This is a genomic window from Alkaliphilus hydrothermalis (assembly GCF_016908555.1).
Lineage (GTDB): Bacteria > Bacillota > Clostridia > Peptostreptococcales > Natronincolaceae > Alkaliphilus > Alkaliphilus hydrothermalis.
Genome location: NZ_JAFBEE010000008.1, coordinates 75,529 through 94,961, shown reverse-complemented (window position 1 = coordinate 94,961; position 19,433 = coordinate 75,529). Strand labels below are relative to the sequence as shown.

Annotated in this window: 15 protein-coding genes and 2 pseudogenes; 2 read left to right on the top strand and 15 right to left on the bottom strand. The window is 36.2% G+C overall.

Going from position 1 to position 19,433, the window contains the following annotated elements:
* Positions 1-85: 85 nt before the first annotated feature.
* From JOC73_RS07695 to splB, 3 genes are all read right to left on the bottom strand, one after another.
* Positions 86-1,090, bottom strand: coding sequence for a PstS family phosphate ABC transporter substrate-binding protein (locus JOC73_RS07695; RefSeq protein ID WP_204401747.1), 1,005 nt, complete (start codon positions 1,088-1,090; stop codon positions 86-88).
* Positions 1,091-1,241: 151 nt separating this feature from the next.
* Positions 1,242-3,479: a methyl-accepting chemotaxis protein gene (locus JOC73_RS07690; protein ID WP_204401745.1), complete on the bottom strand. Its 2,238-nt coding sequence runs from the start codon at positions 3,477-3,479 to the stop codon at positions 1,242-1,244.
* A gap of 373 nt (positions 3,480-3,852) precedes the next feature.
* Positions 3,853-4,878 (bottom strand): spore photoproduct lyase, encoded by a 1,026-nt coding sequence (gene splB / locus JOC73_RS07685; RefSeq protein ID WP_204401743.1) that lies wholly within the window; start codon positions 4,876-4,878, stop codon positions 3,853-3,855.
* Between the two features lie 179 nt (positions 4,879-5,057).
* On the opposite strand from splB, the gene JOC73_RS07680 reads away from it, so the two are divergent.
* Positions 5,058-5,909, top strand: coding sequence for a DMT family transporter (locus JOC73_RS07680; protein WP_204401741.1), 852 nt, complete (start codon positions 5,058-5,060; stop codon positions 5,907-5,909).
* Between the two features lie 153 nt (positions 5,910-6,062).
* On the opposite strand, the gene JOC73_RS07675 is transcribed toward JOC73_RS07680, so the two are convergent.
* From JOC73_RS07675 to JOC73_RS07665, 3 genes and pseudogenes are all read right to left on the bottom strand, one after another.
* On the bottom strand, positions 6,063-7,250 hold the full coding sequence (locus JOC73_RS07675; protein ID WP_204401739.1) for an AI-2E family transporter: 1,188 nt from the start codon (positions 7,248-7,250) through the stop codon (positions 6,063-6,065).
* Positions 7,251-7,766: 516 nt separating this feature from the next.
* Entirely contained in the window at positions 7,767-8,477 is a 711-nt protein-coding gene (locus JOC73_RS07670) for a hypothetical protein (protein WP_204401737.1), read from the bottom strand.
* 531 nt (positions 8,478-9,008) lie between these two features.
* Positions 9,009-9,380, bottom strand: a pseudogene (locus JOC73_RS07665) (IS66 family transposase); the annotation flags it as partial.
* 96 nt (positions 9,381-9,476) lie between these two features.
* On the opposite strand from JOC73_RS07665, the gene JOC73_RS07660 reads away from it, so the two are divergent.
* Positions 9,477-9,812, top strand: a complete 336-nt coding sequence (locus JOC73_RS07660) for an IS66 family transposase (RefSeq protein WP_204401803.1) — start codon at positions 9,477-9,479, stop codon at positions 9,810-9,812.
* A 200-nt stretch (positions 9,813-10,012) separates the two neighbouring features.
* Here JOC73_RS07660 and JOC73_RS07655 read toward each other — a convergent pair.
* From JOC73_RS07655 to JOC73_RS07615, 9 genes and pseudogenes are all read right to left on the bottom strand, one after another.
* Positions 10,013-10,642 (bottom strand): annotated as a pseudogene (locus JOC73_RS07655) (ATP-binding cassette domain-containing protein); the annotation flags it as partial.
* A gap of 869 nt (positions 10,643-11,511) precedes the next feature.
* The gene (gene truA, locus JOC73_RS07650; protein WP_204401735.1) at positions 11,512-12,237 is read right to left on the bottom strand and encodes a tRNA pseudouridine(38-40) synthase TruA; all 726 of its coding nucleotides are present in this window, start codon (positions 12,235-12,237) and stop codon (positions 11,512-11,514) included.
* 92 nt (positions 12,238-12,329) lie between these two features.
* The gene (locus tag JOC73_RS07645) at positions 12,330-13,664 is read right to left on the bottom strand and encodes a glutathionylspermidine synthase family protein (protein ID WP_204401733.1); all 1,335 of its coding nucleotides are present in this window, start codon (positions 13,662-13,664) and stop codon (positions 12,330-12,332) included.
* The gene (locus JOC73_RS07640) at positions 13,642-14,967 is read right to left on the bottom strand and encodes a glutamate--cysteine ligase (protein ID WP_204401731.1); all 1,326 of its coding nucleotides are present in this window, start codon (positions 14,965-14,967) and stop codon (positions 13,642-13,644) included. The genes JOC73_RS07645 and JOC73_RS07640 overlap by 23 nt, the downstream gene beginning before the upstream one ends.
* Before the next feature lie 72 nt (positions 14,968-15,039).
* Positions 15,040-15,492, bottom strand: a complete 453-nt coding sequence (locus tag JOC73_RS07635) for a DMT family transporter (RefSeq protein WP_204401729.1) — start codon at positions 15,490-15,492, stop codon at positions 15,040-15,042.
* Positions 15,493-15,504: 12 nt separating this feature from the next.
* Positions 15,505-15,933: a DMT family transporter gene (locus JOC73_RS07630; protein WP_204401725.1), complete on the bottom strand. Its 429-nt coding sequence runs from the start codon at positions 15,931-15,933 to the stop codon at positions 15,505-15,507.
* Between the two features lie 59 nt (positions 15,934-15,992).
* A complete protein-coding gene (locus JOC73_RS07625) occupies positions 15,993-17,285 on the bottom strand; it encodes a hypothetical protein (RefSeq protein ID WP_204401723.1) in 1,293 nt (430 codons plus the stop codon).
* A gap of 191 nt (positions 17,286-17,476) precedes the next feature.
* A complete protein-coding gene (locus JOC73_RS07620) occupies positions 17,477-18,304 on the bottom strand; it encodes a nitroreductase family protein (RefSeq protein ID WP_204401722.1) in 828 nt (275 codons plus the stop codon).
* Between the two features lie 136 nt (positions 18,305-18,440).
* Entirely contained in the window at positions 18,441-19,433 is a 993-nt protein-coding gene (locus tag JOC73_RS07615; protein WP_204401720.1) for a hypothetical protein, read from the bottom strand.

The following is a 19,433-nucleotide window of genomic DNA, read 5'->3' as shown; positions in this document are numbered from 1 at the left end:
TCTATACACGGCTTAAAGATGAGAAGAACTTAGTCCTCTCATCTTAAAGCCTTAAACAATCTATATTATTTAGTTAATCGCTTCTTTACTTAATTGCTTCTAATTGCTTTGTATACTCAGCATATACTGATGCTGGTAATGGAGCAAATCCATTGTCACCTGCTAATCTTTCAGCACCTTCTTTAGATACTACATATTTTGCAAAGTCGAGCACTTGTGGCTTTTCTTTAGCGTAGTTAGCATTCACGTATGTGAATACTGGTCTTGTGAATCCTGCGTACGGTAGGTCTTCTCCGATTGTTTCTAAAGTAGGCTCAACTGGACCATTTCCGAAGTCAACCTTTACAGCTGTAATTTTATCTTGGTTATTTACATAGTAACCGAATCCGAAGAATGCGATTGCGTTTTTGTCGCTAGCTACTAAGTCAACTAGTGTAGAGTACTCTTGTTGTAAGTTAGCTGTCTTAACCATATCTTGCTTATCAAGGATTACTTCATGGAAGAACTCATATGTTCCGTGGTTCTCATTTGGTCCGAAGAATTTAACTTCTTCTTGTGGCCAATCAGCTCTAATATCAGACCAAAGTACTTTGTCCTCTGCATTGTATTTGCCTGAAAGATACATGTTGATAATTTCTTCTTTAGTCATTTCAGTTGCCCATGTGTTATCTTTGTTAATTACCATTGTTAATCCATCAAGAGCTACTTTGAACTCTAATACATCTTCTCCAACCTTCATACCTTTTTCTTCAAGTTGAGCTACTTCTTTGTCTTTGATTTTTCTAGATGCATTTGAAAGGTCTAATTCACCTGGAATGAACTTCTTGAAACCAGCACTTGAACCAGCACGTCCAACTTGAACACTTACATTTGGTTGTTCGTTAGTCATATACTCTTCAGCGATATGAGCCATTAATGGGTAAACAGTCCCTGAACCATCTACGATTACTTGACCTTCTAACTTTGCAACCTCTTCTTGAGTTTGGTTTTCATTTCCCTCTGTAGCTGAATCATTTGTTTCTGTACTACATGCTACTGCTGAGAAGGCCATAGCAGCGATTAATAATAACACTAAAAGTTTTTTAAACATTAATAAGTCCCCCTATCAATTTTCTTGTTTTTTATTTGTTGTGTTCTACATTTACTAATATATCGCATAAACATGCCCCCGTTGTTATCGATTTGTTAATCAATTGTTAAGAACATGTTATGCCTGCAACCAAAGTCCTGAGGATTTTTCCTTAAGTCCTAAACTTGCCCACCACTTCCCTAAGGCCTTGGGCCAGCGAAGCTAGTCCTTTGCTGGCATGGGATATTTCTTCAATAGAAGCCGTCTGTTCTTCTATAGAGGCAGAGACTTCCTTTACACTATTGGAGTTTTCCTCCGTTACTGCCGCCAACATTTGGATCCCAGCCTCCACCTCTGCCCGCATACCATCAATCTTTAGGCTGGATTCATTTAATTCAGCCAATCGATCCTCTGTCGTCTTAATGGCTTCAGCAATCTCTAAATACTTTTCTTTTGTTTCAACGACACCCGCCACCTGTTTCTTAGAAATCCTCACCAAGTTTTCCATAGTTTCTACTGTATCTAAATTATCTTGATATAGATTGTTTGCTATGCCGTCAATGGTTTTGATGGATGCTTTAGACTGTTCCGCTAGCTTTCTAATTTCATCTGCCACTACAGCAAAGCCTCGTCCTTCTTCACCGGCCCTCGCCGCCTCAATAGCAGCATTTAAAGCCAATAGATTTGTTTTATCGGCAATGGTCATAATAATTTTAGTGGCTTCTTCAATTTTCCTTGAGCTTTCATTGGTTTTCTTTACACTATTCTGAACTTCAACATTTACTCTGTTAGCTTCAATCGTTGTTTCTGATAATCCCTCTACGATGCCCAAACCAGAATTTACCAATGTGATTACTTCATTTGTAGCCTTAGTCATTTCTTTTAAATTTTCAATATCTTCTACTATAATATGGCTTAATTCTTTAGACTTTTGGAAACTACCACCAGCTCCTTGGGCTTGGGCAGTGGAGTTATCAGCTATTGCACCGATGGACTTGGCCACTTCATCTGCCGAATAGGAGGATTGCTGACAGTTCATTTTTAATTCCTCCGACGAGGCTGCAATTTCGACAGCAGATCTCTCAACTTCTTTAATAATCGATTTTAGATTATCTTCTATTTTGATAATAGACCTTTTTAAGTCTCCAATCTCGTCTCTTCTTTGAATATCTTTGTCGGTAGCTTGTCCAGTAAGATTGTAGTTTGCGATTTCATCAGTCACCTTAATTACTTCAACAATTGGTTTGCTAATGGTCTGAGCTAAAAAAGTCGCCAATAGGGCACTGGTAATGAAGATTATTGATGCCATTCCCATTATCTCACTTCGAAGACGGGATACCCCTTTATAGGCCTCCTTTTCCTCTACTTCAATCACAAGGCCAACATAGCTATCTCCAATCTGGGCTATAGATAGGGTTGAAATCACTCCTTTTCCCATATATCCTTTATAACTCTTTGTTTGATTAAATCCCAAGTCCCCAAGCCTAATGGGCTCTGATAAAATTTTTACTGCTTCTGTTTCTAGGGTTTCCTTTAATGCTGCTCCCTCACTGTACTGTTCCTTCATTGTATTTGTAAGTAGAAGCCCTTTTGAGTCAATAAGGTAGGCATCCCCTGTTGTCCCCAAACGCTCAATTCCGTTATGTATAATGCCATTCAACTTTTCTTGGTTTAATACAATATTTAAAGTACCCATAGGCTGTAAATCCTGCTGCCCAACCTCCGAATAAACAGGAGTTGCAAGAACCATAAGGTTGTCCCCAATAAAGCTATTTCTAAATACATCAGACCAGTTTTGCTCCCCCTTCATTGCCTTTTCAGTAAATATACCTGAAAAAACCAGTGGCGCCATGTCTAATTTATCATACTTAACACTAAAAACTACCTCTCCATATTTGTCAGTTAAAAAGACATCTGTATATTGATATTGCTCAAGCACAGTACTTAAGTATCCCTCAAGTTCTATAATTATCTCTTCCTTTTCTGATTGAGGTATATCAAAGCCATTTAGTTTTTTAACCCCTTCACGAACGATTGTGGAGCTGGCCAAAACTTTGCCGTCCCCTTCTCGTGTGTAAAAGTACTCATTTATTCTTTCTTGGGTCAATGTAGTAAAAACTTGATTCCCCTTTAAAACTTCCTTTTCAATCTCACTACTGGCATTATTAATACTTAAACCACTTAATAAAATGATGGGAATTAAACCTGTGGCCAGCACCATGAGCAATAACTTGTTACGAATCTTAAAGTTATTTAAGACTGAAAAATTTATTCTACCCCCTTTAAACAAATGAGCCTTTTTGCCCACAAAAGGATTTGGTCTTACACTTGAGGTAAGCTTAAAAATTTGACTTGCTCTCGAGGTAAACTTATAGAATAGACGCTTTGCCTTTGCTAACTTTTCCTTCATTAATTTTCCTCCAATATAGGTTTTTAGTATTATTTCCTACTTTAAATATACAGGGTCAGTACTTATTCCCAATTAAGCATTTGTTAAGCCAGTGTTAAATTGGCGTTAATCTTTATACCAAAAATCATAGTTAAGACCTTTGGCCTATGATAGGAAGCTTATTAAAAGAGTCAATGAAGCTCTGCCTGTTGGGAAGCCATTAGACCCAGAGAGCAAAAAAAGAAGAAAGCACAGTCACAATTACGTATACTAAATACGGAAAGGTGCTGTGCTAACTAAACCTTAGAGTTCTAGCAATAGAAAAAATACCCTTAGGAGAATCCTACTAGGGTATCTTTTGTACTTCTTTCTATTTGCTTACATTTTATTGATTTTAAGTGAAATATTGAATATGTCCATGGGGAAACATGTCTTTGATGAGATTTGAGATATATTCTTTAGCCTCTTGAGCCTCCTCCTTGGGATACACATACTTTGTTCTTCCATACTTACCCCACTTTTTTATTCGTTTTTCAGGGTCCATATCTAGCTTTGTATTAGGATATCTCTCTTCAATGATATTTTTGGCATTCATTGTAAAGCGATGTTGAATCAGTTCAAAAGGAATGAAGCTGTCGCTTTTTGCACCCAGTTGACGATGAAGCCCTTCTAGTAATTCTTTGTACTCTTGTTTCCAATTCTCATGGAGCATAATAGGGGCAATGATAAATCCTAGAGGATAGCCAGCCTCTGCCATCTTTCCTGCCGCCCTGAGTCTATCCCATAGATTGGATACATTATGCTCAAAGTTTTTGATAACATAATTGGAATTTATACTAAATCTGAATCGGGTATGATTGTTGTGGGGGATATCCAACAGTCCGTCTACATTTGAGTATTTGGTAACTACCCGAAGCTTTCCTTTTTGGAGCTTACCAAAGTGAATGATTGTATCCTTTAGGGTTCCTGTAATATGTTCCACACCCAATGGATCACCTGTGCTGGCGGCTTCAAAAACGGTGGCATGGGGTAGCTTTTTCTCTATATATTTATCAATGGTTTGAAACAGTTCCTCCATATTAACATATACTCTAACATAGGGCTTTTTCCCTTGGGTGGAGAACAAATAACAGTACTCACAGGTACCGGGGCAATTTGTCATCAAGGAAAATTGATAGTCTGCTGAGGATCTGCAGGGGTCTAATTTCATACTTCGCTTTGTACCAACAATTAAAGTTTTTTTGGCAGCAGCATATTTTGACTTTTCATCCTTCCCAGGCAAATCCCTTACCTGATTGTGGGATGTGGTCTCTAGTATAGGAACATTATGCTCTTCACAATATTGTTGAATTCGTCTTCCGACAATGGTGTCTTTTGCTGTAGGTTCAAAATATACTCTTTCTGGTTGCCATAAGTCCATATCCTCACTCCCTTTAAAGAAGCTATTTTATTCATCTATTTAGTCAGTTACGTAGTTATTTTATGAATTTACATTACTATTTAAACCCAACATAATTCGGTAAATTTATATAAAAATGTTATAATAAAGTATCTATTACACATACTTAAAAATGCGTAGCATGCAAGGAGGTTTTAAACATGGATAATAGAAACAAAGGAATATTGCTGATGATTCTCTCATCTTTATTTTTTGCATTAATGGCTACTTTTGTTAAACTTTCAGGAGATTTGCCTACTATGCAAAAGGTTTTTTTTAGAAATCTTCTTGGATTGATCGTTACCGCAGGTATTATGATTAGGTCCAAGCAAAGTTTTGCTGGTAACAATAAAAAATATTTATTCTATCGTTCTTTGTTTGGATTATTGGGGGTTTTCTTTTATTTCTTTGCCCTTGATCGTCTACCTCTGGCAGACGCAGTTGTACTGAATCAAATGAATCCCTTTTTCGTGCTATTATTGGCCTTCTTTTTTTTAAAAGAATCCATCCGTAGGTCTCAGGTGGTGGCAATTTTAGTGGCTCTAACTGGTGTAATATTCATTGTCAAACCCCAGTTTGACCTAACAATCATTCCAGCCCTTATGGGCTTAAGTTCCTCCATATTTGCTGCATCTGCCTATACCATCATTAGGCATCTGCGACTTACAGACCATCCTAAGGTAATTGTTTTTTACTTTACTGCCCTCTCCAGCATTAGTGCCATTCCCTTTTGGGGACAATTTGTGATGCCTACTCCATTACAAGCCCTAGCTCTACTGGCAGTGGGAACATTTGCAACAGCAGCTCAATATATGATGACCTATGCCTATCGTTATGCTGAGGCCAGTGATTTGTCTATTTATAGCTATGGTAATACTATGTTCTCTATCCTAATTGGAATCATCATTTGGGGAGAACTACCTGATGCTTATAGCTTCTTAGGGATTTTACTAATTCTTTCTGGAGCATATCTAAACTATCGTAGCCGTAAGTTACAAAAAGCCCCCCAATAAAAAAAGATAAAACAAAATAGTCAAAGCCCTAACTCCAATTGGTTCCTAAAAATAACCAATATATAGTTAGGGCTTCATATCTTTATATTTCTATTATTTTATCATGTGTATTTAGCATTCTAGCGTTTACCATTACTAATTTATCCTTACTCTTTACGAATCTACAGCCTTACTCTTTTCTAGCTTTATATTTTTTCGCTCCAACTGTTGCTCCAAGAAGCGATTTACCACCAGTCTTAATATCCCAATCACAGGAACTCCTAGGAACATCCCCAGCACGCCAAATAATTTACCCCCTACTACGATAGAGAAGATAATCCAGAAGGGGCTGACTCCTACACTGTCTCCTAATATCTTTGGCCCTAGGATTAATCCATCGAATTGTTGAAGGGCAAAAATGAAAACCATAATCCAAAAGGCCTTTACAGGGCTGTCGAAGAAGGTAATGATGGTGGCTGGCACAGCACCAATAAATGGCCCAAAGTACGGAATCATATTGGTAACAGTAACTATCACACTTATTAGCAGAGCGTAACGAATATCCATCAATACTAGACCAATCATACAAATGATTCCAATAATAATGGAATCGATGGATTTCCCTACAATGAACTTAGCAAAAAGATCATCTACCTCTCTACCAAATATTTTTACCTTTTCTACATTATCTTCTTTGAACACTAATCTCAATAGACGTTGGGATCCCATTTTAAAGGATTCCTTGTCCATCAATACATAGAAGGAAATAATTAATCCTAGTACGAAATTTAGAACTCCTGAGGTGATGGTCAAAATACTCACTACTAGATTATCAGCAATATGCTCCAAAGCATCTTGGGCTTTGGCAAAGACTTGCTCTATTTTAGCATCTATCTGCTCAGATACATTGAAGCTACTAATTTGCTCTAGCTCCTCCACCCAGTTACTTATCAGTTTATTTGTATCCTTTATATACTCAGGTATACTGGTGACGATATCAGTAATGTTATTCCCAATCTGAGGTGCAACATAAACAATTAACATGGTTATGGCACTGATTAAAATAAAATACATCGTTACAACACTTAGGAGTCTATGAAGTTTTTTCCTTCTTTTAATGAATCCTACGTGAATATAGAAACTTTTTTCGAACCATCTCACCCCTGGGCTCAATAGGTATGCCACAAAAGCACCAATAATGAAGGGACTGAGTATTTTCCTTGTAATCACAAGTGCAAAACTAAAATTCTTCAAGTAAAAACCCATGTTATCCAATAACTGATAGAAAACAATCGACATGGCCACTGAAATAAAGGCATACAAAGAATACTTAAAATATTGTTTATCTAAATTTAACTTCATTGACCTCCCCCTCCATTAGTCATTCTTAAAACTTAATTCTTAACTTTCATTATACATGATTTTAATAATACCCGCTATTAAATTATTGCCATACTGTTGTATGATTATTAAAAGCAAAAAAGCTAAACGACTAGAACCCAGTGGAGTATCGGGGTCTAGTCGCTTAATAGAGTTTTTATTATTTCCACTGTCTAACTTGAGAGTGGAGAGTTCATCGAAGGATTTGCTCTTATTTTTTCAAAATATGTTTTAGCTTTTGAAAAATATTATACAATAACGCTAGGAATCCTACGCCTGAAATTTTACTCATTAAAGAGTCAATGATATACCAATTTTTAATTTCTTTAGGTGAACTTGTCTGAACAATATAAAACAAGACAAAGTAAATAATGAAAAATATTACTGTCAAGTAAATATTTAATTTGCTTTTATTTTTATTTACTAACTTCAAACAATTCCAAAACAAACATGTGGAAAATATAGAAACTATGATGCTAATTATAATAAGAGTAGCCATTATTGTACCGTATGACTTCTATATATCTGACCCCAAGTAAAAGTCTTTCCAATTGGAAATTCAAAGCCACCTATATTTAGAGGTACTGATGCAGTTGCATCCATGGTGTACGAACCATAAAATGAAATAGCTCTGTTACTGTTTTGATATGAGTATCCTGTTGAATAGCTACGAGGATTTACAGAGAATGACGAACCAAAATCAGCTATTACAGTTATTGATGGATTACCCATTGCAGTAAATGTTCCGTCTGAATTTTCAATATATTTTCCACTTAATTTTGTGATCCATTCTTTAGTAAATGTACCTGTACTATCTGTCCTTAACTCGTAGAATTCTTTAGTAAACTGTACTTCTGAGCTTATAGTGTATGGTGTAATTTCGTTTCCTCCACTAATTTTATTCTTTTTAATTTTCTCATCATGTGTTAAAGCTAAGTCAAACTCTATAAGCATGCTAATAACCTCATTGTAATTTCCCTTTTCTAAGCTCTTCTTTACATCCGCACTATGTTTATCATTAACAATTTCTCCATAAACGTTTATAACTGCTATTTTGGAAACTTCTGATTCAGATAAGAATTCATAAAAAATAGGATTCGTTGTTTTAATATCTTGTGCCACGCTCTCTTCATTTGTTACTGCAAAAGATGTAAACATTGATGACATTATCATAATACTACATGTTAATAAAAAAACAATCTTTTTCATAGTTTAGCCTCCTGTGTTTCTAGCAATACTAATTTTGTATTTTTTACCTCCCCTACAAGGTGTATCTATTATTTATCCACTCTAGGGAAAGTAGTAAATAATAGAAGCAACTCCATTCGAAGTTTACCACTTAACTATATCATAGTATATTAGTATTTTATGTCGAATTTTGTTGTCAAAAATGTAGTTATTTAGAAAAAAATTATAAATTGCTAATTATCCATTTTAATTATTCATTAGGTAATTATAAAAACAAAACTGTCTTCCTTTGTACATGTTGTGCTACACGTCGTAAATGTATATATGTTCTAAAATTAATTTATAACGCTTATTTTTTTATTTATATATACCCATATATTAAATAATTGTAATATATTTAACTTCTAAATCTTTGAACTACGTCAAAAGTGTAAATTGGACTAGAAGATTTTTTTTTATCTCCTCAAATAACTCAATCTATGTCGTACGTAATTTCTCCCACTAGGATTCTAATTACATAATTCTAATTAACATCCCACCCCTTCTCTTCCTTCACCCTATGATTATATTAAAGCCCACCCAATTACAAAGCATCGCTGATTCTGTTGCATTGTTATCTAAAGGTACATCTCCATGTTCTAGGAACACTTTTAAATAGCGCTCTTGATTTAGGCAGTATGTAAATCCTTTTCCAGTTTCTGATTTTGGTGGTACTTCATGTTGGTGTGATTTTACCCATGCAAAGAAGGCCTCCACTTGGGGCTTTACTATGAGTTTTCTCTGCCGGACTCTATCCTCCATATTACACTTTGAAAGTTCGTTGTCCAGTTTATATATGGCTGCTATCTGTTTTAAGGCTTCGTAGGCCAAGGTGTCTTTTGCTTTTTCTTCTCCTTGGGTTTTCACTACGTCTGCTAATCGCCTTCTAGCATGAGCATTATTTTACTTCTCAAATCATGCTCATGCTAGGCGTTACTATACGGATGCTTTGAAGATTCTTCCAAAGGAAGCAGTAATCGAATCTACCACGCTTACGCGGCCCTGGAATATTTCAAGAAAATTTTCTATCTTGAATCCAAGTGGAAAGATTCATCTTCCGAAGAACGGCAAAATATGAGAAATATTGAATCAAAGCCTGTACTAGAGGCTTATTTGTCATGGCTTCAAGAAGTTCAGCCTAAGGTTGTAAAGAAAAGCAAGCCGGGACAGGCAATTAATTATAGTCTATCTAACTGGGAACTTTTAAGTAATGTCCTAAAGGATGGACAGTGCGAACTGAGCAACAATGGAGCAGAAAGACAGATTAAGCCCTTTGTAATCGGTCGTAAAAACTATCTTTTCTGTAAATCCCCCTAACGAAACTTACTAGCCCTGGTGCACTGGATCATCTTCTCCCTTGGTCAGAGACCTTGCCGGAAGAATGTAGAACTCCCTTTAAATCTAAGAAATAGCAAAAGTCTTATTTACGAGAATTATCTCATAGATAGGACTTCCTTCATATGTGGGTTGTATTTGACGGATACGATTCTTTTTATATGATTAATATTTTCTATTTTCTAACTCACCTCATAGTACTGAGCCTGAGAACTCCAAAGTTCATAGTATTTACCCTCAACATCCGACAGAAGTTCTTCGTGGGTACCATACTGTACAAGTACTCCGTCATTAAGTACACAGATATTACTACAAAAACGACATGATGATAACCTATGGGATATGTATATAGCCGTATTTTTTCCTATCATATCATTAAATTTCAAGTATATCTCATGTTCGGAAATTGGATCTAATGCTGCTGTGGGTTCATCTAAAATAATGACATGACCCTTTTTATATAAAGCCCTTGCCATTGCAACCTTCTGAGCTTCCCCGCCAGAGATCTCCATTCCATTTTCACTAAACTCTCGATAAAGGTAAGTATTCAAATCATATTTTTCTAAAAACTTAGATAATCCAACACTTTTCAATGCACTTTCCACTTCATCACAATTATATTGTCTTGATATTGCCACATTTTCTCCTAAGGTAAGGGATAACAGTCTAAAATCTTGAAATACTGCTGAAAAAATATCTAAATAGTCTTCATATTTATAATCCATAATATTCCTACCATTAAGAGTTATCTTTCCTTCAGTTGGCATATACAGTCCCAAAAGAAGCTTTATTAAAGTTGTTTTACCTGAACCATTTGTACCTACATTTCATTACTTAAATTCCTAAAAGTAAAATCTGCTCTAAAAAATGCTAAAGAAAAGTAAATCGAGATTGTTACTCCCACTAAACTTCCATCAAAAATTCCTATATTCATGCCAAAGGAAGCAATAATAAAGGATTATTATTTTTCTTATAGAATAAATAATTAAATAAGCCACTAGGAGGAGGTACGAAATGAAACACATAAAAAACACACTAATACTATTGAATATTTTCATAACTATCACGTTGTCATTTTTCTTAAAAATTACTTTTCGTCTTTATAGAATGTTTGTATTTATTGATGAAAAATCAACGTCTACTGAAATTAACCGTTTTAACGATATTTCTAAACTTCAAAATATTACATGGATTCTAGTTCTATCAATATTGGTTATCTTAATATTACTTTTATTCACTGAACATATAAAGAAAATCAAAAATCTTTATTAATAACCTAAATACATTATTAAGATACTAAAGGCAATGCAAATCTTATGGTAATATAGTAAGAGCGAGGGGATTATTAAATGTAACCTTCCTTTTCTTTTGTTTTAGAAAAAGAGCACCTCCCCCTAAGATTGATACCTCTAATACATATCCCCCATTCACCCTACCATCAGTTCTCCATATGCTTGGACTTAAATTTATACACTCCCAATCTAGTATTCTCAAACATCCTAATCTTTAAATTTCCCTACCACGCACTCAACATGCCATGTATAATGCAAAACAACTAACCTTCTCCAACTATACGATAACATTCTTTAAATACCAAAAAGAACTCAACTTATATTCGTTGTCTATAAATTAAAGACCTAAGCTCAATTTAAAATCGAACTTAGGTCTCTTAAATTATCCCCTAATCATAATAAACCTCCGCCAAGAAAAGACCTTGGGCTGGCACCGTCTGTCCTGCCACTTCTCTTTTTCCTTCCTTGAAGATTCTCTCAATATAGTCGGGCTTTTCATTGCCTAAACCAATCTCCAGCAAAGTCCCCATCATAATACGAACCATATTGTGGAGGAAACCATCACCGATAAAGCTAAACTCGATTTGCTGTCCTTTTCTCTCAATATTGATTTCCTTGATGGTTCTCTCAGTAGACTTGTTGGTCTTCTTTACGGAAGAAAAGGCAATAAAATCATGGGTCCCCAAGAAAAGCTCTGCTGCTTTTTTCATGGCAGCGATATCTAGCTTTTCGGGGATATGATAACTATACTTTCTCTGGAATGCAGAAGGCACTGGATCATTCCATACGTAATAGACGTATCTCTTTGCAATCCCGTTGTAGCGACTATGGAATCTTTCGGATGCCTTGTGTATTTCCTTTACCACAATGTCCTGTGGCAGGTAATGATTGATATATTCCTTCATTTCCTGTAGGGTCATATCCCCTTCATAGTGGAAATTTGCCACCTGTCCATGGGCATGGGCTCCTGCGTCAGTTCTACCAGAGCCAATGATCTCAATAGGGGTATTAGCCATTTTACTGATAACAGCTTCTATTTTCCCTTGGATCGTTTGGTCGGTATCCTTCAGTCTCTGCCAACCCTTATAGCGACTTCCATCATATTCAATAATCATTCGTATATTTCTTTTCAATCCTGTCACCTATCCTCTAGTTTTTTTATTAGTATTATCAATAGAGTAAACTTATAATTAGTTTTAGATTTAAATTATTTTTTTTCCTTCAATAGAAAATTGGGTACAGTGTAACATTCTACGATACTTCCGATAATATTGTGGGTACCTGTACGGGTATATACCCCCTGTAGTTGACCATTGTAGACAAATAGTCCAATGATATAGTTGTGGTCAATGAACTGCACATCATCCAAATCAAACCTTGCCATCGGAACCTTTGGTACTCTACAAAACTGTTGCAATAGGTATTCCTCAACCGCCTCTTTTTCGATGATTTCCTTCCATTCCTCCACCGAATAGTCTTGACCGATTTTTACACCATTTGAAGCATAACGATCCATAGGCTTTAATACCAACTGATCCTTATTTTCTATTGTATAGGTAACCAGCTTTTCATCTTGATTATTGAAGAAGCTAGTATAGGGTATATGTTTCTTTACAAAATCCCTTTCCTCCTCCGTCAAGAATGGGGACATAGATTCATCGTGGAGGATTGCAAATACTGATTTATTGTGGATGACTTGGGATCGAAGGGGGCCAACAAAGCATACATTACCATCAAGGTAAGCATCTATGAAGGGTCTTACCTCTTCTGCATGTTCTATAATCTCCCATGTTACAGCTCGTCGATAGACACAATCTATTTTAAAATCTCCATGATACAGACCACCATCCCGATAATCCAGCTTTCTAGGGTCTACAATAATGGTTGGGCATCCATTCGCTTCAAATGCCTTTTGAAACTCAACAAACTCACTAGGGGGCTCTGCCTTCATAAAATCCACTATGGCTACATTGGGCTTTGCATCCCCTTTACTGTACTCTCGATAGTTTTTTAATAAAGCCTCCACCCAACTTTGGAAAAGCTCAAATCCTGTAACCTCGTACTGACCTTTGAATTCTTCAATTGCCAAAGAGTCCATGAAAACCCTTTCCAGTTCCCTTTGTTCCGTCATGCCAGAAGAACCATCGGCATTCAACTCACAAAACTGGAAGTTCCCCTCCTCATAGTGATAGAAGATATCAAATCTACCCATAGGCACATTCATATTATAACCAGGATCCTTTAAAATCAATTCCTCCAACAAGGGGCTAAAACCAAAGTATTTTCTAAACGCTGGATTAGCTATGTATTCTTCAATGGTTTTATTTAAAATCTTCATCAGATTTTCTGTTATATTTTGGAAGCCCTCTAGATCCCCCTCGGTATAGAACATTGGTTGGTATAAAAATTCCACAGGTTTTCCCTTGTATTTTGCAGGGGAATCATCGATTTCTTTAAATACCTTCTGGTAACTGTCCTTATATTCTCGCTTATTTTGACCTACATGATCTTCGTATGCTTTAAATAACTTCCTTGCCTGCACTGTGTTCCCTCCTTATAATATGGTTTTGAGCTGTCCATAGGACCCCCTTTACCCCTTCTGTTTTCACCATTTCCTTAGACACCATTGCTGGGTTTTGGCTTTTGGCTAGTAGATCCTTTAAGGGAGCTAAATATAGGGTCTCTTCTGTTGGTAGTCCCTTTTCCGCCATATCCATCAGTTGTTGAATGAAGGCACCAATTTTCTCATCCATGAAGGTGGCCTCAAAGCCAAATTGGATCATATCCACCTTATATTTTGCTAAATTTTCGTCGGTGACATCCAAAGATAAATTATATAAACGATCTAAATTTCCTTGATGATAGAATATTCCCTTAATCAAAGCAATATAGGAAATATTTAAAGGATAAGGAAGACTATCCCCCATACGAATTTCCACATATCTTTTAGCCCGCACATCTGGGAATACCATTGTTAGTAGATGTTCTACCTCATCCTCCGTCAAGTCATTTTCTCCCATGACTTGCGAAGTGGTCATATTACCAGTGGGTAAATATTTGCCATCCTTGATAAATAGAATCGGTGGCACCCCCAGTATGTATTGGGCATATTCTCGATAGCCAAAGGTCTGATCCATGACACCCTTTACGGTGCCGCTTCTTTGTTTATCAGTATTTTCCCAGATCACACTACGGATACTGTTATTTTCGTAGACTTCCCCCTCAAATATCGGTGAGTTGTCGGAAACTAAAGCCAGTACTGGTGATAGGAAGTTGGCTACCCTGAACTTTTTAATAAAATCCTCTTCGCTGGTGTAGTCGATGGCAGTTTGGATTGCCGCAGTACCCTTCATCATATTATGGGCATGGGTACCTGTGTTCTTTAAATAGTTGGACATATACTCGTATCTTTTTTTAGGATTAAAGGGGATGTCCTTTATGCTGGTCTTTGGATGATATCCAAGGGCCAATAGCAACTGATTGTTATCCTCTAATATCGGTAATACCTCATGTAAAAAGCCTACATACCCCTCATCTATTTGCCTCAAACTATAGGATGGTGGAACACTAAGTTCCAATTGCCCACCGGGCTCTAGGGTGATTACCCCCTCTGGCTTTTCTAACCCCACAAGATATGAACCTTCCTTAATAGGATCATATCCCTTCCTTTGTAGTTCCTTTAAGATCGATTCTATTCCCTTTTCTTGATAGTAATTTACTGAATCAAAGCTATTGCCATCCACTACAATATGTTCAAACTCCGCTCCAATGGCTTGTCTATTGGGTGCCTTCTCGCCATTTTTGATGATGTCTATTATTCTTTGTATTTTAACCTCTTCCGTCATACGCTTCCCACCTTATTTGAATTTAAAAGATTATATTTTATATAATTACTCTTTAGACTATAAAATCCCTCTTTATTTAGCAAATTTATTTTGCATATCGAAATAAATGTTATATAGTAACCCACTAAAAACTAAAACAAACCCAATCATTTTTCCTGAAGTAATGGGAACTTTGTTAAACCAGTCAATCACTAAAGCAGTAAGAAATTGTCCTGTAAAAACCAAAATTGTCGTATAAATCACTGGGATTTTTGGTATTAGAATATTAAATCCTACCACTACAGCTACAGTAATCAGCCCACCTGCATAGACCCAAAGGGGGATTCTTAATAGAGTGGCTACATCGATGGACCATCCTCGATAGATCATTAATACCACCACAAGAGTGGTAATCATTCCTAAGAAATTATTTGCTAATGCTGCCTTATACTTTCCAACCTTTGTTCCCAGCTGAGCGTTTAGTATACCTGACAAGGTAATCATCGATCCTGCTGTAAAAGCTAGAAATCCATAAAAAAGTACCATCGGGACTACCTCCTAATAAAACATCATAATAAATATACCTGTTAGCATTAAGATTAAACCAGGAATCTTACCTTTTTTAAAGGGAATTTGCTTCATTCTTAACAGGCCAAAACTATCCACCAACAACGAGGTAACCACTTGCCCTAATAGGACTAAAGCTATTGTGATTGATACCCCTAGAGCTTGAAAGGTAACATTATTTAATACGATAATCATCCCCCCCATAATCCCTCCGAGATAATAATAAAAGGGTAGTTGAACATTACGCCTATTTATTTCTTTATTGATGGCTACCAATCCTAGAGTTCCAGTGGTGGCTATTAGATGGACAGCAAAGGAACTAAAATATACATTGGTATAGACCCCAAGGATGCCATTGATATTAATCATCATAGCAATGAGAACACCTAATAAAAGTACAATAACATACTTCACCTTCATTTAATTCACCTCTTCTTGATAAAAAATAAGCCCACTGTTGTGAGCTCTTGTATAAGTTTCTATAGGGAATATAGGAACATCTCTTTAGCTTCGTTGATGATAATTAGTCCTTGATTTTTTTCGTCGTAGTACATGGCATAGGGGGTCCAGGGAAACCTCATTAAACTATTTGACTCTCCTTTGTCGTCCAACTGAATCAATTCATCTCCATTAATGAGGTACGCTTTATCTTGGTTGATAATCATAAACAAGTCTTTGTCGTTCAGCATTAATGGTTCTTTAAAGGTTTTTTCTTCACCTTCTCCTATAGGACGTATTTCAAGGGGCCCTTGTTCTCCAAGATTCTTGCCATATACATATTCATTAAATAGTAATTGATAAAAGTTGAACTTTAGCCCCTCCATCTTTGTCAGTTTTTCAGTAGCAATATGATAGACCTGTACGCCCTTATAATCTATTTTTTCAAGGACATCCTCTTTTCCTCTATTTACTTTACCTTCTAATACAGCAGTCATTTCACCATTTTTACTCCACTGAATACTATCAATAGGATCAACTAAACCATAGGAGGTCTTCAACATCACCTTTTCTTCCCCATTATCTACATTATGTAAAATGAATTTTTCACCAATATAAGTTTGCCAGTGGCCAATCTGAACCTTATTCCCCTCACGATTATCTGGCTTTTGAATATATGCAATATAATTATCCTTTGGAGCCCATCTCATACTGGTGGCTTCTATGTTGGAAATTTTCTCACCTTTATTATTATAAACTTCATTGTTATTAAATACAAAATAATTTCTTTCGTTGGACCACTGGGTAGCAAAAGAAAAGTTGTTGTAGGCTTCCTCTGTTATATTTCTCTTAATTAACCGAGATTCATCTTCTTCAAATAGATGCATATATAAATCTGAGCTCTCATGGGTTCCCTTCGTATACAATACCCCGTCTCTGGTTGGTGCAATCAAGACATTTGGGCTGTTTAACCCACTGATTTGTGTATCTATTTTTTTCTCTTTGCCATTTTTTTTATGAAAAAGATTTCCTTCCGCATCTACGTAGACAGCCTCATCCTCCACTAAGGGCACAAAGGAATCATATTCTTCTATCCTACTAAAAATTTTATCTACTTCTTTTGATTTGATATTCATACGATAGACATTTAATCCGTCATTCTCTAGGGTGGTAAAATACAGCCTTCCTTCTTCTACCCTAAAGGGGCTATATTCCCTATAGGGCTCCATAGCTTCTATTTTTTGAAGTCTTTCTACTACCCTTTGATTTGGACTACACCCAACCCCACCCCCAACTAAGGCCAACAAACATATTATTATAATCGCTTTTTTCAAGGGTCTCACCTCTTCCATTTCTTTTGACCTTATTTTTCCCAAAACTGGTGGAATTAGTCCTATATTTTAGGGGGTTATATTATTTAAATTCTCAGATTTGCAAACGAAAAACAGAAAAAGAGCCCCAGTATATATAATATACGAGGCTACTCTTTTACAAAGATATAGGATAAAGTTTTTCAACGGTTCTTCTATAACCGAAGACATCCGACAACTTTATAATCCTTTGGTATATTGTATGTTTCATAAATATTTTCTAAATCATCGTCATACAGTTCCCATCTAACCCTAATCCCTGCTTCATTAAAGATTCTTTCTAGGTACAGCATCATAATACCAGAATCCAGTAGCAACGATTTTTGTGGAATTTCTTCTCCTCCTACTACTAAAATTAGTTTTTCACCATCTATAATTAATCTCCAAGGTTGTTGATTTTTCCAAGAAGGAGCCATTCTAATATGATACAGAATGTTCATCAATCCCCTAGACTCTAATTCATTTTCCTTTGGTTCTTCTCCCCATTTTTCATGGTATACAAATTCGTAGAGGGATATTCGCGTAGAAGTGCTTTTTGGTGTAAAGGGCACTCTTCCCTTTGGATAGCCTAAAGCTGCCATGGCTACAATTTTACCTGCGTTTGTGAGTTCTAGATCCTTTCTTAGCCCTTCTTCATCTTCCACTGTCAACCAACATGTTCCTAAATCTAGCTCATTGGCCTTTAACAGCAGCTCCTCCATCATATAGCTGGCATTTTGTAAGTATTGAGGCTTTTCTTCACTGGTCATGACAATATAGTGGGGTGCCTCTACTATATGTCCCTTATAGCCTACTTTTCCTTTTAATAAATTCCTTTTTATCTTCCCATCAGATACAAAGATGAAATCTACCTTAATATCCTCTAGTAATCCTTTGATTCCTTCGCTATAGTTAATCAGCTGTATCATCTTTGATTTGTCTACATGAATATCTCTAAAATCCCTTACAGATATTCTATTTTCGATTAGCCAGCGATACCTCATCATATTAACCTCCCTTTCAACCTCTTATTTACTTTAATATGTATATACCCATTACAACATGCTAAAACATTTGATTTTTGAATATATTTTTAGATATAATAATGAAGGTCAGGTGAATAACCACCCGACCTAAGTTTTATACAAGTCCAGCTTCTATTTTTTCTAGGTAGCTGATATCATCCCTTGATAACCTTGTGTATAATTCTTCCCGATAAGTACGACTTTCATTCATCTTGTTCCGTCGTCCTTTTTTCTTTTCTATATCTATCCATGAAATTTTCTTATTTCGATAATATAAATCGTAGTCTACAAGTCGTTCTCCTTCAAATGTATACTCCAAGCCCACCAACACCTTCTTAATTTCCTCTGGAGTACAGTAGGTAAAGAATCTTATTTGATAAGCTAATACTGAAAACAATGAAAGGGCATGATCTTTCGTCCAAGTCTCTCCTAAAATCATTCCAATTTCTAGCTTTGACAACACATATACTAGCCGCTCATAATTTTCTTGGTATTTACCCTCAGAATCATAAATATTAATCCGTAGCTCATACCACTGTCCTTGTTCTAGATTTTGAGTGATAAATCGTGTTCCCTCTATTCTGAGGGCTTTATATAGATAAGTTACTGGTTGATATAAAAGTATATTTGGTGTGATCATGTCATTTTTCTTCAAAACGGAGTTGATGGGCTTTTGGGTAAGGGATAAAATTGTATCTCCCTTTTCTCCTTTGCAGATACCCTCCTCCCAATTCACCAATTCCCCTTGATACACCTCTAAAAAACGCTTCATGATCTTCTTTTCATCCCCTGCAATCCGCATAATCATAGATGCGGGCCCCATATCAACCCGATACACCATTTTTTCAACATGACTATTGATCATTTCCGACAGACAAACTGAAGCGACTTGGTTCACTAAAACGATTTCTTTTGCATCCTTAATGGAGGTCTTTTCCTTATTCTTTTCGGTCAAAAAGCAGAGGGTGCTGTCCTCTGTTGCCAGTTCAAGCCCTTCATGAAATGGGATTGATTTTCCCTCTAAGTGTTGGATTAAAAAAGCCTTTACCTCTTGAATTTCATCAGAACGAATAAATAAAAATCGTGGTCCCATCCTTAGAAACAGCAT